This is a genomic window from Burkholderia sp. JPY481 (genome assembly GCF_038900515.1).
In the GTDB taxonomy this organism is placed as follows: Bacteria; Pseudomonadota; Gammaproteobacteria; order Burkholderiales; family Burkholderiaceae; genus Paraburkholderia; species Paraburkholderia youngii.
Genome location: NZ_JAYMRT010000019.1, coordinates 1 through 14,986 on the forward strand (window position 1 = coordinate 1; position 14,986 = coordinate 14,986).

A 14,986-nucleotide genomic window follows, 5' to 3' on the forward strand; every position below is an offset into this window, starting at 1 on the left:
TCATGACTCTGCTCCCGTTGAACGGCGAGGCGAATTACCTCGCCCATCAACATGAGAACAGAGTCGGTTTCCTCTCCATTGCTACTACCGCCGGCCGCAGCCCCTTACCGCGCGAGCGGTTTAGTCCAACCGACCCAGAGCGGTCGGCCAATGCGTCCGATAGCGGACATTGGATTTGGAGTTTGTTCATCGCTCCCGGTCTATTTCGATAGTCGCAAAAGATCACGCCACTTCAGCCATGCAATGAATCGGCCTGCCAATCCACCGAAAGAAAAGCTAATGAAACAAATGAGAGGTGCGTTTAGATCCCAGTCAGAAAATAGCGTTTTTAGCAAAACTACTGCGAGTACCAAGGCGGAAATGGCGCCCGCGAGCCCATAAATATATGAATCAACCCTCCTAGCCCCTTTTATGTACGCAGCCGAGTGGCCTGTAGCTTCGTAGATAAGTGTCGTCCCACATTGGAAACACTTTACGCTAGTAGCGAGGTTTTGAGAGTTGCAAGCCGGACACAGCATTTAGTTTCCCCTTATTTTGATTTCGCCTTGTCACGCAATTGTCGGCGATGCAGGCTCCCGCGTCGACCGCCCGTTCCTGGCCGCTCTTACGCATGGTTGGATCAGTTCGTTACCAACAGGAGTTTCGCCAGCGAGCAGACGCGTAGTACGAGCACCGCTCGTGCAAGAACCATCCAGATACGACGCTCGACGTTCGGTGCGCACAACCAGGCCGCTCGTATCCACGCAAAGAACGCCAGCAGATAAAAGATGAGTGCCCCGAAATACAGCGGAGTCGGAACATTTGGTGTCAGAAGCACAGCTAGCAGGGGGATCAGCAGCAGGTTAAGTGGCACGCCGATCAGCCACCACACTTTCCACAAGGGTTCTTCTCCCCTCCAAGCTCGTTTAAACATTTTTGATTTTTCCGTTTCACTGCTGCCTTTTATCGTGACTCGTATCCGCGATTGAGGATGGTACCGCGGGCGGCGCCGGTTGAGTCACAACAGAAGAGAGAGCCGCCCCCGAGAATCTTGGAGGCTGATTGGTTTAGGTTGATAACGGCACGCTAGTGCAGAGCTTGAGTCGGACCGTCCGGGATTATCAGCAATCTCGGAATCAACGTCGAACGTCCGAAATTGGGCCGACTGCGGCCCCATGCGATGGCAGTGACCGCCACCCGCGCGACTAAAGTCGAATGGCATGCTCGCCGAAGATGTCCATCAACGCCCGGGCGTTTCGCTGTCCTCGGCGTGGCAGCTTGAATCCCACCTCGACAAATGAAACCGGTTGCGTTAATGGAGCGTGCGGTTAGAACCGACGTTCCAAGATTGACGTGCTGCGGGAGCGTTTTTTGCTGCGCTGGATCTCGTCGGGCGCATCGTACGCGGCAAACATGCGTGCTTTGTCGATCACTAGTGTTAGCGAGCTTTTGGCGGAAGGCGAAACCGCGCCCAGTTCGACAGTCGGAGTGATGCACTTGTGTAAGTTGCCCCGCCGAGGAGACGACAATGACAACGAAGGCTTTAGGCCGGCGGTTAGCGCCGGCGTTTGCACTAGCGATCGGCCTTGCCGGGTGTGGCGGCAGTGGCGATTCGGCCGGAACATCGGCACAGGAGAAGGCGGTAGCCGGCTCCGCGGCTCTAACCTCGGACAGTGCGTCGGCCCCTTCCGCAATCGTCAAGCTGCAGCGCTACAATATTGATCCGGCGAAAGTCTTCGTTGCAGGTATCTCCTCAGGCGGTTTCGCGGCAGTGCAGATGCACGTTGCCCACTCGTCTACTTTCAAAGGAGCCGCTGTGTACGCTGGCGGGGTGTATTGGTGTGCAGGCGCCGGAGGAGCCGCTACAGCTTTGGCAAACTGTGGCGGCGAGACTCTTCCGACGAATCAGGCGTCGTATAACAGCACGCTGGTGCCATCCGAAGCGTACCTTGACGCGCAATCGTCCCTCGGGACCATCGACCCGGCGACGAATCTGCGTGGACAGCCGGTCTATCTGTGGTCCGGCACGCTGGACGAGGTCGTCAATCCACGTGAGATGGCCGACCTGGACTCGGAATACGCACATTACGGAGCGAATGTTCATTTTGACAATACATTTCCCGCCGAGCACGGCTGGGAATCGCCTGACGGCGAACTTGCGTGCGGCACTCTCGGGAGTCCCTACATGGTGCGCTGTTCGGCCAATGGCGAAGTCTACGATTCAGTCAAGACGTGGTTGACGATGTTCCTCGGCCCATTGAAACCGCGCGAAAACGGAGCGCTGAAGGGTAGGCTGTCTTCATTCGATCAAACGGAGTTCGGGGCGTCCGAAAACGTTTCGATGAGTTCGACAGGCAGCGTTTTTGTTCCGCAAGCCTGCGCGAAGGGTGAAACGTGTGGATTCGTGCTCGCTCTGCACGGCTGTCTGCAGGAGGCATCACTGATCGGCAACCGCTGGGTCACCGAGGCCGGCATCAACGAATGGGCCGACACGAACAAGCTTGTGGTCGTGTATCCCGACACGTTCGCGTCGTCTGCGCCGGGGCCGACCAACCCGAACGCATGCTTCGACTGGTGGGGCTACTCCAATCAATACGACCCGAACTACGCGCTCAAGAGCGGCTTGCAGATGTCCGTGCTCTACGGGATGGTGCAACGCGTGACGGGCCGACCGTAGGGTCGTCCTGGTACGGCCCGACCCGGGCGCCGATGGCCGCCGACAACACTATCAACGGAGCGGATTTCGGTTTATTTCAGTCCACCGTCAGCTGGACCGATTTCACTAGTGAAAGTCTGGGTGGCCTAAAACCACGAGAGCCGCGCATCACCACGCTCGCTGGCGATCAACTACACACGCCCTTCCTGGCCGAATCCGGGCCGACGGCGAATGCACCAAACCGACCCGAAGCCCTCTATCGATCGCAGAAAATCGCGTGGCCGGTATGCGAACCCAACCGGCCAATCGGCCAGGATCAGAAGGAAGCCCCATACGGAGGTTAGCGGGATGCCCGGCGCCTTAGCATGCCTGCCCGGAAAATTCCAGGCAATACCGCTTTTTTGGCGGCAACGACCGTTTGCTCTACTTGCGCAGTCGTGCCACTGCCGCAGCCTTTTTGCGCTTGCGTTCGGTGGTAGGTTTCTTCACGGGCCGAGCCCCGCCATCTTCCAGGCCACTATCGGCGGCCCAGAAGGACGGTGGGCCGATAGCCGCGCGTGCCGACGACGTGCCGCTCTAAAACCTGCGCGATGTTCGAGCGCCTTTGGTTGCACCGCCCTGGCGCTTCGAATGCGCTGGATGTTTCGAACTGTGGAGTCGCCCTTAACCGCGGGTGTCGACCCAATTGCGCGCCCATTGGCTGGAGTACTGCAACGCCTGCTCTTCACTCGTGAAGTAGTCGAGTGAATAGAACCAGTAGCGGCATTCGGCTCGGACGTTATCGAGGCGTTCGAGCAACAGGTTGGATGAGAAGTTACCGTCGGGCAAACGATGCGCCGAGGATTGGACGGCATAGCCGTTGTATTGTTGAACTTGTTTGTTTTGCATTTTAATTTTAATGATATTGGAGTGCGCGCGTACCGTGCGAAAGGACACGGGTGCGTTGACCCAAAGCCACTCGAGCCGATTCATCAAGCAGTCGAAAGGCGAAAGATGGCGTTGAGGCCTGAGGAGAGAATGAGGCGCAACAAGACGTATGGCGCTCGCTAAGCTGCCGAATCAGCAGATGCAGCTAACGGCGATCGCGCTAACTTTGGGAGACAAAACTCCGCGAGGGTGTCGCTGCAACCCGGCGTTCGTCGAATGCCGGGTCCTTCAAACTTTACAACGGCTTGATGTTAGCCGCTTGCGGACCCTTGGGGCCTTGCTTCGTTTCGAAGCTCACCTTCTGATTTTCAGCCAGCGTCTTGAAGCCGTCGGCCCGGATCTCGGAGAAATGAGCGAACAGGTCGTCGCCGCCCTTGTCCGGGGTAATGAAGCCAAAGCCTTTGCTGTCGTTAAACCATTTAACGGTACCGGTTTCCATGAAGAATCCTTGAGAAAAAATGAATACTTGCTCTGTCAAAGAGCGCTTGAAGCTTCAAGGAGGGAGAGGACAACGAATACCGCTGAGGAGCGAGCAATTGATGAACAGCAATCGAACTTCTTGAACTTCGAACGGCACAGTACCCGCCAGGCGGGTCAGAGTCAACACTTATCTTGTAACCATTTCAGCAGGCGGGCCGTGCTGCTGACGAAGCGATGCGACATCTGGCTGTTTCCAAAGGGGCAGCCGACGCTGGAATGACTTGGCTATGTGACCAGGTGATGAACGCTTCATCGCCGATTTTTACCGGGATGACCAGGCTGAATCACTACAATGCCTCGACGAACTCCCTTCGACAGCATGAAATGAGAAATATGCTGACTTCCTTTTTCTGGAGCGGCGACGCCATCCGCAGTCGACGCGTAAGTGACATCGTTTTATGGACCACGCTCGATGTACCGTCACCCCCTGCGCCCGTCGTGGCAGATTGGCAAAGAGAGATATCGACGCGACTCGCTCTGGAACCTGGGGATGTCGAGGCAATGCCTTTGGCGCGCACGCAAGTGCGCTGGCCGGCCTACAAGCGCTGCGTGCAAGCCATGTCCGATTGGACGTGCGCCCTGGGACTGCCCGCGCTGCTCGCCGATAGTGACATGGCGCTGATGGCCTGTCGTGGCGCGAGATATCACCATGATGGTGAGCAATATGGCAGTGCCGCGTTTTGCAATCTGTTCCTGAGTGAAGACAAGGGCCTGGACTTGCGGTTTCCCTCTACGGGTCAATGCATTCCCCTCAAGCGCGGAACAGCCGTCATTTTCGATACGGGCCAGCCCCATGGCGTGATTCAGCGTGGCGCCGAGAGTTTCTCTGCGGCCGACTTCGCGCCGGACCAGGACTTCACACAGATTTTCTTAACGTGGGAGCTTCCGATCGAAGACGCCAATGTCGGGCAAGCACTCAAGGTGATCTTCGACATCGACCGCCCGTCGTCGCAGCGATTAGAGGAGGAGCAAGTCTGGATGAACGGCGCACCAGCCGCCGTGTGCCCGAAATCCGGTTGCTGGCACCGCGCTGGCTGATTATCGGCGTAAGGCCCTGGGACCGTGGCACTGGAACACGAAGTACACGACTCGCAATCCATCTCGTCCTCGCGTCGCCTCGACGCACACCGACATCGCCTGTTACCTCCCTGCCCGCGTCTTTCGGCCGATAGACCGCACACGGGCCAATCGCAGCGATTAGCCGTTGACGCCCTCTTGAAATCATCCTATAACCATCCACATGGATGATGAATGGAGGGTTTCTGCATATGGCAAAAGAAGTGCCGGATCGCTCACGAGGTAGCGAGACCGAAAAAATTACGATCAATCTTGGTCCAGTCGATCTGGGGCAAATCGATTTGCTCGTCGAAGAGGGCTTTTACTCGAACCGCACGGATCTGATCCGTACGGCCATCCGCAATCAGCTGTCGATTCATGCTCCTGCCGTCAAGGAAACCGTAACGCGCCGTGAGCTTGTACTGGGTCTCCAGCATTTCTCGAAACAAGACCTCGAGGCAGCGTGCGCGGCCAGTCAGCGACTCAGAATTCAGGTGCTGGGACTGGCGAGCATTGCCACGGACGTCTCACCCGACCTTGCGCTGGCAGCGATCGAATCGATTCTGGTTCGAGGCGCGCTCCATGCCTCACCGGCGGTCAAGGCCGCGCTAGCGGATCGGATCCGCTGACATCCCTGACTCCTCCCCGCTATCGGAACAAACATGAAACTTAACGAAGGCTTTCTGGACTCGATGAAAGAGGCGTTCGCACTCTTTCGCAGCAACGACCCTGCTGCGGCCGCGGAGATTGTCAAGCGCGCCATGCGCGGCGAGCCGACGGACGTGGCAACCGTGCATGCTGACCCGCATGACAAACCGACGACAACGCGCTTCGCCGACCGCCTGCAACCCCGGCATCGCGCCCATACGACGCAAACCGAACCGGACGTGCAGGATTGCGGGCACTTCAGCATGCGGCTCTACGTCAACGCCGCGGGCCAGCGTAATTACAAGATCTACGTCCCCAGTCAATACGGCAGTGATCCCCTGCCCCTCATCGTCATGCTGCACGGTTGCACGCAGGACGCTGACGATTTCGCAGCCGGCACGCGGATGAACGCCCTTGCCGAAACGCACGGTTTTATCGTCGCTTATCCGACCCAGCCGCAACGCGCAAATACCTCGAAATGCTGGAACTGGTTTAGGCCTGCCGATCAGCTGCGCGACCACGGCGAGCCGTCGCTGATCGCGGGCATCACGCGCGAAGTCATGGCGAATTACGACGTCGATCCGAAACGCGTCTTCGTTGCTGGTCTTTCGGCCGGCGGCGCGATGGCGGCGATCGTCGCGCAAGCCTATCCCGATCTGTACGCAGCTGCGGGCGTTCATTCGGGCCTACCCGTCGGATGCGCGCACGACTTGCCGTCCGCGCTCGCGGCGATGCGCGGCGGCAAAGCCCGGTCCAAAGCGCGGAAACCTGGCGGAGTGGACATTCACGACACGCAGGCGTCTCAATGCCCGCTCATCGTTTTTCACGGCGACGCGGATGCGACCGTGCATCCTGCCAACGCCGACGGATTGGTACACGGATTCTCCTCAAGTGATCCGATAGCCGCTCGCCCGTCGGGCGCTAATGGGCAGGCGCGCAAGCATACGGTCCGGCACATGAAGTCACGAGCCGGGGTACATGCGGAACTATGGATCATCCACGGCGCGCCTCATGCGTGGGCCGGAGGCTCTTCAAGCGGGAGCTATACCGATCCATCCGGCCCCGACGCCAGTGCGGAGATGGTGCGATTTTTTCTCGAGCATCCTCGTCGTCAGTGAGCGTCCAGCGCGCCGCGCTGCTGTATCCGGTGCAAGGAGGGCGCGCAACGGAGGCGCCGGTTGCCATGCTCCTTTCCCGAACGCGCCTGCCAACCAATCTTGCGATCATTGCCGTCGAACTGGCAATCGGTCTGGCGCTCCTTGTCGGTTGAGCGAAGGGGCTTATTCGCGGTGTTGAAGGCGTGTTGCGGGTGCTCGGTGTGTCTGCCCTCCTGTTGTCACCCATCATCATGCGAAGAAGGCACAAACGGAGCAGTCACTTCGTGCGACGAACCAGCGGTTGTGTTGATCGATCGGAAGGCCGGTTACGGGGCGGAGCCGACGCACGAATGTCCGATCGAAAACGCAGGTGAACGGCGGTTCGTGGCCGATTGTGTTGAAAAAGTCGCTGCGTGGCTTTTTCAATTCTCTCGCAGGAAAATCGACCTCTCAGATCGGCCTACAAACCGCTCGCGAACTTTGGTCAATGGTAAGGTTCAGCCATGAAACGTCATTCAACATCTACATGAAGATCGTTGACATCCCTCATGTTTATATCGCCACATGATCCGTTGACTAATGCGCCACCTGCGAGAGTGGTGTTCGGTTGCGTGCCTACTGGGACGGAGGAAGACACTCGTGCAACGGCGGCGCACTTCCGTTGAGGCGCAGAGCAAGGAATCTGGCCGTTCCGGTCGGGGCGCCGACCTTGACCGTCGAACCGGTTCTGTTGTTAGCGACCTGGCTCTTGCAGAAGCGGAAGTACGAATTGTCGCAAGGATATGGGCCGGCGATCTGGAAGCCGACGGGGGAGCCCGGGGTCACACTGATCGGACATGCGCAGATGATGTCCGCGCGGTCGAGCGGCTCGTTGAACCCGGGGAACGAGGTGCCCTTGCTGCTGGTGAAGCACATGCCGCCGTCGCATTGCGCGTAGCCGCCGTCGGACCCCGCTGGACAGTTATAGAGCGCCTGATCGCCCTGCGGCGCGACAACAGACTCCGGCACGCTGAACGTGCTCACCATGTACCCATTGTCGGCGCCATTGGCGTTTATCGAGCAGACGTCCTCGCCATCGACCCGAAGGGGCAAGCTGATGCTGTCGCCTTTTTTGACGTCGCATTGGCAATAGGCCACCTGGTTCACCACCGTGCAACTCGCGGTCGCGCAGAGTGCATACGTCTGTCCCTTGCAGATCTTGAAGAATCCCGGGGAAGCCGCGCCGGCAGGCATCCCGGGCGGAGGCATGCTCGCGGAGGGCGCAGGCGCGACCGCGTTCCCCCCGCAGCCGGTCAGTGTGTCGAGCACCCCGCCCAACATCATCGCTACGACGAGAAAGTTCACGAGCTTGGGTGCCATGATCCCCTCCTGCTATCCGAAGCGGCGGTACGGACAAGTATGGCCTGTGATACGCATCGCGTCGGACATTGTGTCTGCACCGCGCGCGCCAGATCCTGGCGTCAGGACCAAGGTGGGAGCGCGCTTACTTCAATTTGACTTGGAAGCGTGGCAGGGTTTCTCGGGCGGGGCGGGGTGGGCTAGGCGGCCCTGAGGGGCTGCTGCAGGACTGCATGCCCGGAGGCACCAACGCCGTCTTGCGCCGCGCGATGCGTAACAACGCATCCAACTCTGATGCGTGTTGCGCATCCCTGTAGGCGAGGCCAAATCCGATCCAGAATTCCCTTTCCTTGAGTGGCCTGAAAGTCGCACCGGCGCGCCGCATCGTCGTCATCGACTTAGGTATGAAGCCGATGCCCTGTCCGTTTGCCACTTCGGCCAGCAGAAGATGGTGATCCGCGGGTTCCGTCAGTCTTCGGCTCGGCGCATGTCCGAGCTTCGCGAACACTTCTTCGTAGTAGTCGAAAAATCCGGGATTTGTTCGCCGCTGCGGCCAGAACACCGGTTGGTCATTCAACTGCGCGATCGACAGGACTTTGTGCCGCGCGAGCGGATGCCGTGCAGGGATTACCGCGACCAGCGGCTCTTTGTGCAGCGGTTCCACCACCAGTTCCCCTGTTGCGCTGGGCAGTCCGATCAAGGCGACATCGAGCGCGCCACGCCGCAGGCGCCGGATGAGTTCGACGGAAGTGGCCGCAACGAAGACCAGCGACCCGCCAGGAACCGCTTTCCTGAAGGCGGGCTCGAGGGAAGGAAAGACCTCCGGGTCGAAGATCTTGGTATAACCGACCCTGAGCTGCCGGGGCCCTTCCTTTGAATGCCGTCGTGCGGTTTCGATCGCCTCTGAGGCTTGAAGGAGCGTCTTCCTGGCCCCCTTCAGGAATGCGCGGCCCGCCGTGGTGAGTTCCGCGCCCGCCGAACCGCGATTGAGCAGCGTCACCCCAAGTTCGCTCTCGAGCTGTTTGATCTGGCGGCTTAGAGGCGGCTGTGACATGTGGAGTCGTTCGGCCGCGGCGCGAAACGTGCCTTCCTCGGCCACGGAGACGAAGCACTCCAGCTGGCGTAGATCGATTCGTAGTCTCATGCAGAAAAGGTATCACGAATTTGGTCTTGGCCTGTTGCATCTTCCTGCCCGTATGCTTCATTCCGCTGACTTCGAGAAGGAGCAAATCAGACATGGATACGTGCAAGCGCAGAGGCACTCTGCAGAGGATCACAGCAGCCAGAAAGCTGGCAGCAGCCGCTTTCGCGCCGATTAAAGCGGGGCGACAAATCACCGATGCCGATGGCAAAACACAGATGAATGGATCTACGGCTCAGACAGGCATGACGGCCCTCCAGGGCGCGTCCGCTGGCGAAACCAGCGCAGAACGTTTTACCCGGGGTATCGAGGTGCTGAAGAGGATCGGTGGCGCGGGCTACGATATCCCTGTTAACCGTCTGGCGGAGGTTGCCCCGGATTTGGCACGATTCACGGTTGAATTTGCCTATGGAGACATCCTGTCGCGGCCGGGGCTGGACTTGTGCCTTCGCCAGATCGCCACCGTTGCCGCGCTGATGGCCCATGGCAGCGTGCAACCGCAACTGAAATATCACATGACCGGCTTCCTCAATGCGGGCGGCGAGCCCGCGGAACTGGTCGAAATGCTGTTCCTGGCGATTGCCATCCTAGGGTTTCCGGTCTCGATCAACGCAGTAGGTATCGTTCGCGAGATCTTTCGGCAGCGCGGTCTGGCTTTCGATCCGATCGCCCCGGCGTCCGACGATGGCACTGCGCGATATCAGCGGGGTCTCGAGGTACTCGACGGCTTGATGGCCAATCCGGAGGAGTACGTGGAAAAGCTGGAAAGCACTTCACCCGAACTCGCCCGCTGGTCCGTCGAGTTCGTGTTCGGTGAGATCTTCGTTCGAGAAGGACTCGATCCGAAGGCAAGACAGATCGCGAGCATCTCGATGCTCGCAGCAGCCGGCAATCGCAGCGATCTGCTCCGCCTTCATATCGAAGCCGGGCTCGAGTCGGGCCTGTCGCGCACCGAGATCACCGAAGCCCTGATGCAACTGGCCGTGTATGCCGGGTTCCCGAGCGCTCTCAATGCCTTTGGGGTTGCGGACGCCGTCTTCACCAAGCCGGCGCAGAAAGAGACGGAAGGGGCAGGCGGCCGGGTAAGCGCGAATGCAATCGTCTCCGAAACTCGCAAGGCTCGCAGCGAACGCGGACTGGCGACGCTCGCCAGCACTTCTGCCCAGGCGGGCGAGGCCGTGGTCAACAGCTTCAACGACCTGGCACCGGATATCGGCCGCGCGATCGTCGAGCACTCCTACGGCGACATCTTTAGCCGTGCCGGGCTCGACGCGAAGACGCGCGAGCTTGCCGCATGCTCGGCGCTCGCCGCGGTGGGAAGCAAAGCGATGGAGACGCCGCTGCGGGTCCATGCGAATGCGGCGCTGACGGCGGGCGCGACGCAGGCGGAAATCGTCGAAACGCTGCTAAACGTCCTTCCCTATCGCGGATATCCCGCAGTCGAGGAAAGCATGCGTGTCGTCGGCGAGGAATTCAGCAAGCGAAGCGATCACGCCCAAAAAGTAGCGGGAGAACGGCAATGAATGCCACACGCTTTCGGACATGCGGCCGGCCCGACCCTTGAGAGAGGTTGTGTAGAAAAGCAATCCGTAGTTCTTTACTTCTTCACTTCGACAGATGCAGCTTCTTCGATAGCACGATACCCCGCTGCGGGCTCACCAGCCAGATGGCGTGAATGTTGGTGTAAAGGGTCGAGGTTCTTTTTGTGATGTCTGTGGGCTCGTCGTTGCTGGGATCGCTATGTTCGCGTCGGTCGGTCAGGTACGGTGGCGTCATGCTACACATCAGCACAATCGCGAAGTCTCCATTCGCTTCGTGGAACGCCGTCTGCGACAGTGTCACGCGTCCGTGAACCCTGGTTTTGCTCCGTTCGCCCGACTTGAGCTCAATCACATCGATATGTTGGATGTACCCCTTGGCCTTCGCCTCTGGCGCCACCACAAGCCCTCGACCGCGTTGTCCAGTGACGGTTTTCTTGAGTAGGATCGCTCCCGGATTGTTGTCATCGGATAGATCTATGTCCACCGTCAACAGGTGCGTCTTTGACTGATATCGTATTCCGTAGGGCGCCGGTACGACGAAAGCCAGGTCGCGCTCGAGACTGGCTTTCGGCGAGTCGAGTCCGCCTGGCGCCTTATGGACAGGGACGTGGATCAGGTTCCTGATGCGATCGCTCAACGAAGGCGAGTTGGTATTGAAGCTCTGGCCCGCCAAAGCGTCCCTGATAGCAACCGGGTCGTCGCCGACGAAAGGGCGAGTCGACAGGACATCTGCAGAGGCAGAAATTTCAGGCTCAGTCGCATTGGGAACAGCGGCAGAGTCTGCCGACGTCCCGGCGTGCGCCAGCAGCGACATGCAAACCAGGGCGCAAGCGGCGTTGGTACGGACCAGCATAGTTTTAAGATCAGCCACGACAAACCCCTCCAGGATCAAGGCAGTCTATCGCAAAGCCTTGCGTGGTCAACTCGACCGAGCGACAGCGGAACCCAAAGCCGAGTCGCGGATAGAGCGCGAGCTTATCGTCGATGAGTTGGGGAGAAATCTCGTCCATCCTGAGCCCCATGACGTCGACATGAGCGCCGAAGTGGACGAGCGCGACTTCCGGCTCCCTGCGATGGGCTATATCAGCGGCTGAGTGAAGGGCGATGGCGTCCCAAACGATGCCGATTGTCGTCTCCGGATAGTCGTGGGCATGCAGAAACCTGCTCGCGGCGTCGGCGTCATCGACTTCGGAGCGCTTGTCCGCAGCATGATCCTCCGGCAGACCCAGGCCGTGAAGCAGCGATGCGATATAAACCAGTTCGCGATCGTACTTCATTTGCCGCTTCTTGCGGATGAACTCCGCGAATCACCATGTGCTGTGGACATGATTGAGCAGCGGCCCCGAATGACCCTGCCAGGCGAGGACCGCCGCTTTGCGGGCGAGCTCGGAATCCGGTGCGAATCATGCCTCCGATAGTGACAGGGGGGTCATTAGCCCTTCCTCGAATGATTACTGGTCTCGCGAATCATGTTGTTGTCGCAATGCATCAGGAGGCTCAGTCTTCTGACGGACGCATCGACACTTCGCCGTGTCTACACCGTTCAGTCGCTAGAACCTCCGTTGCGCGGCCTCGAGATTCCGATCTATCAACAGATTCGTATCAGCTAGATATGTGAGGGACCGCTGCTGCCTCTCGAGCCGACATTTGAGTGACCATCGGCGGGCGCGAGCGAACGACTGAAAATTGGCCGGAAGTCCGTACTCGGCTCCTTCGTCCGAAAGCGGCCATTGAAGAGTTCTGCGTCAGCTCGGGAGTAAGCTCGCCAAACCGGTGCTCTCGGAAGGAACGAGACGTTCGGTGCAGTGCCGCGTTTTCGTCGGTGCAGCGTTTAACATCAACGTTTAGATCATTAGCAAAGGAAAATTTGCCATAAGTATTCTCGCAACATTGGGCGACAATCGAGCGACTCAAACCGACCAAGGGATTGAATCGAATGAGCGCTGACGAGAAGCTTGACGCGTTGACTGAAGGCTATGACGGTGTTAGCGCCCCAGCAGCAAACTATAGGAATGTGACTCGATGGGGCGACTTGCTGTTCCTATCTGGGAAATCTTCTCGGAGAGTTGTGGACGGCAAGCTGGGTGTCGACATCGCCTTGGACGAGGGAAAACGCATCGCCCGAGAGGTTGCGCTGGAGTTGCTTCTTGTCTTGCGCGAAGAGCTAGGCTCGCTGAACCGTATAGGGCAATTCATCGAGCTCCAAGGATTCATCAATGCATCGGATGACTTCAAAGGGCACGCCCAGGTTCTCGATGGTGCATCCGACCTCCTGGTGGAAGTTTTGGGGGCCGCCGGCGTTCATTCTCGTTCCGTTCTTGGTGCTGTTTCGCTGCGGGGTGGACAGCCAGTCATCTTGCGCGCAGTCGTAGGAATAGGCGGATAAGACAGCTCTCCCGGCAACACCACGCGCTTCCGCTTCGGCAAGCGTCCGTTAATCCGTCGATTCAGCGAAATCGCGAAGCGCGCGATCAAGGGTTTCCCATCGGAGTCGGGTCGGTTATTTTCGCGCACCGAACGCCAGCGCGCCAAAGAACGATCTACCACACGATATGCAAAGGACCTACCCCTACAAAGGCTTCGAAATAACCGTTGACCTTGAGCTCGTGTGGGAGTCGTCAGGCAGCGCCGTGCTGTCGCCTCCGACCGGCTTTGTCGCAATCGTGTCTATCGAAGGGAAGGGGTTGCCGGCTTCGCTGGGATCTCCGATCCGCCTGATGAAAGATACCCAGAAGCCGTTCGGAACGGAAGCGACTGCACTCATGACGGGCTGTAGCGCGGGTCAGCGGGTCATAGACGATATGCTCCTGCGGGAATATTCGTCTCCTGCAAGGGAATGATCGTCAGCATGCAGGAGGACGCCCGCTTCGGGCTGATATCGAGTTCGGCCCGTCTCGGACGGTCGGCCGCCAGGCATTTGGCTGCTGGGTCGCTGAAAATCGGTTCTTTGCTAGCATGGCAGTCCATATCGAACTCAAGGACGCAGCCATTACCTTCTGACATGACTAAAGAAGCGCTTCACACGTTCCTGACCGCCTATTTCGACCTGGTCATTGATCCCTCCGAACGGGGCAGTGCCCGCTCGTACTTTCTCGGAAAGGTGGTATGGCACCCATCGGCGACCACGCGAATCCTTCATGTTCAATACGGTGCCAACGATCACGTCAGTCGTATCAAGCTTTGTATCTCGTCGGACAACAATAACAACGTGTTTGTGCGGTTGCCGATGAACTGGTCAGAACTCGGCCAAGCCGTAGCCAATGAGATTTCGCTGCATGCGCCGCAAAGGCCGGAGTGCGGAATCGCCGACTGACCGCTTCACATCCGCTCGCAGCTAATCAGACATTCGCGGCTGGCGAAGTATGAATCGCCGGTCAGTAGCCGACTTGCGGTGGGAATCCCTGAACGTCTGCGATGGCCGAAAATTGCGTATAGGCCATCGAGCAGCATTGAGTTGATGACCGGGCGTCCGGGCGGAAGGTAGCCGGCCGGTCCTGTTCCGAGTATTGTCGCGGCTCCAACGGCAGTCACGCGCTTCCGTCAAGGTGGTGAGTCGGAGCTGATATTGATAACCCTGCCGCCGCCGATTGCTCTGAAGCAGGGGATGACGACTTGCATCGCCAACATCGCGCCAAACACATTGGTCTCGAACAGGTTGTACATAGGACCGCTGTACAGGCCGCGCAAATACCGGTTCCCTCGGCTTCGGCATCGCGTGGATCGAACGATGTAACTGTATATGCAGGCTCCTAAAGTACGCTCGCAACGGAACAGGACGCAGCGCAAGCAGTTGTAGAGGCGACTAGGGCTGATACCGAACCGTTGCGTTACGTCGTAGTCGAGGATGCGAAAGAGTCTGCCCGGATGCGGCGCGAGACATCGGAGCGTACTTACGCATCGTGGGCAAAGGACAAGTTTCGGCTGGAAACGCGCTGACCGCCGAGGCTTCGAGGGAGTGCGCGACGTTCCGATGGACCGTCGCAGCACATCCCGGCGCAGACGTTTCCTCGCTGGCCGTTGTGTTCGTTTTCCCGCAACATCTTGGAGTTGTCGGGCCGACCTTTGCAAGAGGGCTCGCGTGCGGACATACGGCGGAACACTTAGGCTTTTATGCGCGTTCTGC

General features: G+C 58.9%; 14 protein-coding genes and 1 pseudogene. 7 read left to right on the top strand and 8 right to left on the bottom strand.

Annotated elements, in window-relative coordinates:
- Positions 1-619: 619 nt before the first annotated feature.
- Entirely contained in the window at positions 620-913 is a 294-nt protein-coding gene (locus VSR82_RS31645; RefSeq protein ID WP_410852528.1) for a hypothetical protein, read from the bottom strand.
- 594 nt (positions 914-1,507) lie between these two features.
- Here VSR82_RS31645 and VSR82_RS31650 point away from each other — a divergent pair.
- Positions 1,508-2,656, top strand: a complete 1,149-nt coding sequence (locus VSR82_RS31650) for an extracellular catalytic domain type 2 short-chain-length polyhydroxyalkanoate depolymerase (RefSeq protein WP_498858365.1) — start codon at positions 1,508-1,510, stop codon at positions 2,654-2,656.
- Between the two features lie 402 nt (positions 2,657-3,058).
- On the opposite strand, the pseudogene VSR82_RS31655 reads toward VSR82_RS31650, so the two are convergent.
- From VSR82_RS31655 to VSR82_RS31665, 3 genes and pseudogenes are all read right to left on the bottom strand, one after another.
- Positions 3,059-3,121: pseudogene (locus VSR82_RS31655) on the bottom strand (30S ribosomal protein S21); the annotation flags it as partial.
- Between the two features lie 177 nt (positions 3,122-3,298).
- Positions 3,299-3,523 (bottom strand): hypothetical protein, encoded by a 225-nt coding sequence (locus tag VSR82_RS31660; protein WP_410852541.1) that lies wholly within the window; start codon positions 3,521-3,523, stop codon positions 3,299-3,301.
- A gap of 274 nt (positions 3,524-3,797) precedes the next feature.
- Entirely contained in the window at positions 3,798-4,001 is a 204-nt protein-coding gene (locus VSR82_RS31665; protein ID WP_176106399.1) for a cold-shock protein, read from the bottom strand.
- 374 nt (positions 4,002-4,375) lie between these two features.
- On the opposite strand from VSR82_RS31665, the gene VSR82_RS31670 reads away from it, so the two are divergent.
- The 3 genes from VSR82_RS31670 to VSR82_RS31680 all read left to right on the top strand — a co-directional run bounded on the left by VSR82_RS31670 (position 4,376) and on the right by VSR82_RS31680 (position 6,864).
- Positions 4,376-5,080 (top strand): hypothetical protein, encoded by a 705-nt coding sequence (locus VSR82_RS31670; RefSeq protein WP_429463645.1) that lies wholly within the window; start codon positions 4,376-4,378, stop codon positions 5,078-5,080.
- Positions 5,081-5,310: 230 nt separating this feature from the next.
- Positions 5,311-5,727, top strand: coding sequence for a ribbon-helix-helix domain-containing protein (locus VSR82_RS31675; RefSeq protein ID WP_018435971.1), 417 nt, complete (start codon positions 5,311-5,313; stop codon positions 5,725-5,727).
- A 33-nt stretch (positions 5,728-5,760) separates the two neighbouring features.
- Positions 5,761-6,864, top strand: coding sequence for an extracellular catalytic domain type 1 short-chain-length polyhydroxyalkanoate depolymerase (locus VSR82_RS31680; protein WP_498858366.1), 1,104 nt, complete (start codon positions 5,761-5,763; stop codon positions 6,862-6,864).
- Positions 6,865-7,458: 594 nt separating this feature from the next.
- On the opposite strand, the gene VSR82_RS31685 is transcribed toward VSR82_RS31680, so the two are convergent.
- Together VSR82_RS31685 and VSR82_RS31690 are read right to left on the bottom strand one after the other, a co-directional pair.
- Complete coding sequence (locus VSR82_RS31685; protein ID WP_368585012.1) at positions 7,459-8,202, bottom strand: hypothetical protein; 744 nt, start codon at positions 8,200-8,202, stop codon at positions 7,459-7,461.
- A 124-nt stretch (positions 8,203-8,326) separates the two neighbouring features.
- Positions 8,327-9,325, bottom strand: coding sequence for a LysR family transcriptional regulator (locus tag VSR82_RS31690; protein WP_498858367.1), 999 nt, complete (start codon positions 9,323-9,325; stop codon positions 8,327-8,329).
- A 92-nt stretch (positions 9,326-9,417) separates the two neighbouring features.
- Between VSR82_RS31690 and VSR82_RS31695 the strand changes: the two genes are divergently transcribed.
- Positions 9,418-10,845 (top strand): carboxymuconolactone decarboxylase family protein, encoded by a 1,428-nt coding sequence (locus VSR82_RS31695; protein ID WP_498858368.1) that lies wholly within the window; start codon positions 9,418-9,420, stop codon positions 10,843-10,845.
- 82 nt (positions 10,846-10,927) lie between these two features.
- Here the strand turns inward: VSR82_RS31695 and VSR82_RS31700 are convergent, their stop codons facing one another.
- Positions 10,928-11,734, bottom strand: a complete 807-nt coding sequence (locus VSR82_RS31700) for a hypothetical protein (RefSeq protein WP_429462853.1) — start codon at positions 11,732-11,734, stop codon at positions 10,928-10,930.
- Positions 11,727-12,140: an HD domain-containing protein gene (locus tag VSR82_RS31705; protein ID WP_429462852.1), complete on the bottom strand. Its 414-nt coding sequence runs from the start codon at positions 12,138-12,140 to the stop codon at positions 11,727-11,729. The genes VSR82_RS31700 and VSR82_RS31705 overlap by 8 nt, the downstream gene beginning before the upstream one ends.
- Positions 12,141-12,799: 659 nt before the next feature.
- Here VSR82_RS31705 and VSR82_RS31710 point away from each other — a divergent pair.
- Together VSR82_RS31710 and VSR82_RS31715 are read left to right on the top strand one after the other, a co-directional pair.
- Positions 12,800-13,249, top strand: a complete 450-nt coding sequence (locus tag VSR82_RS31710) for a RidA family protein (protein WP_429462851.1) — start codon at positions 12,800-12,802, stop codon at positions 13,247-13,249.
- Positions 13,250-13,699: 450 nt separating this feature from the next.
- The gene (locus VSR82_RS31715; protein ID WP_498858369.1) at positions 13,700-14,176 is read left to right on the top strand and encodes a hypothetical protein; all 477 of its coding nucleotides are present in this window, start codon (positions 13,700-13,702) and stop codon (positions 14,174-14,176) included.
- Positions 14,177-14,986: the final 810 nt, after the last annotated feature.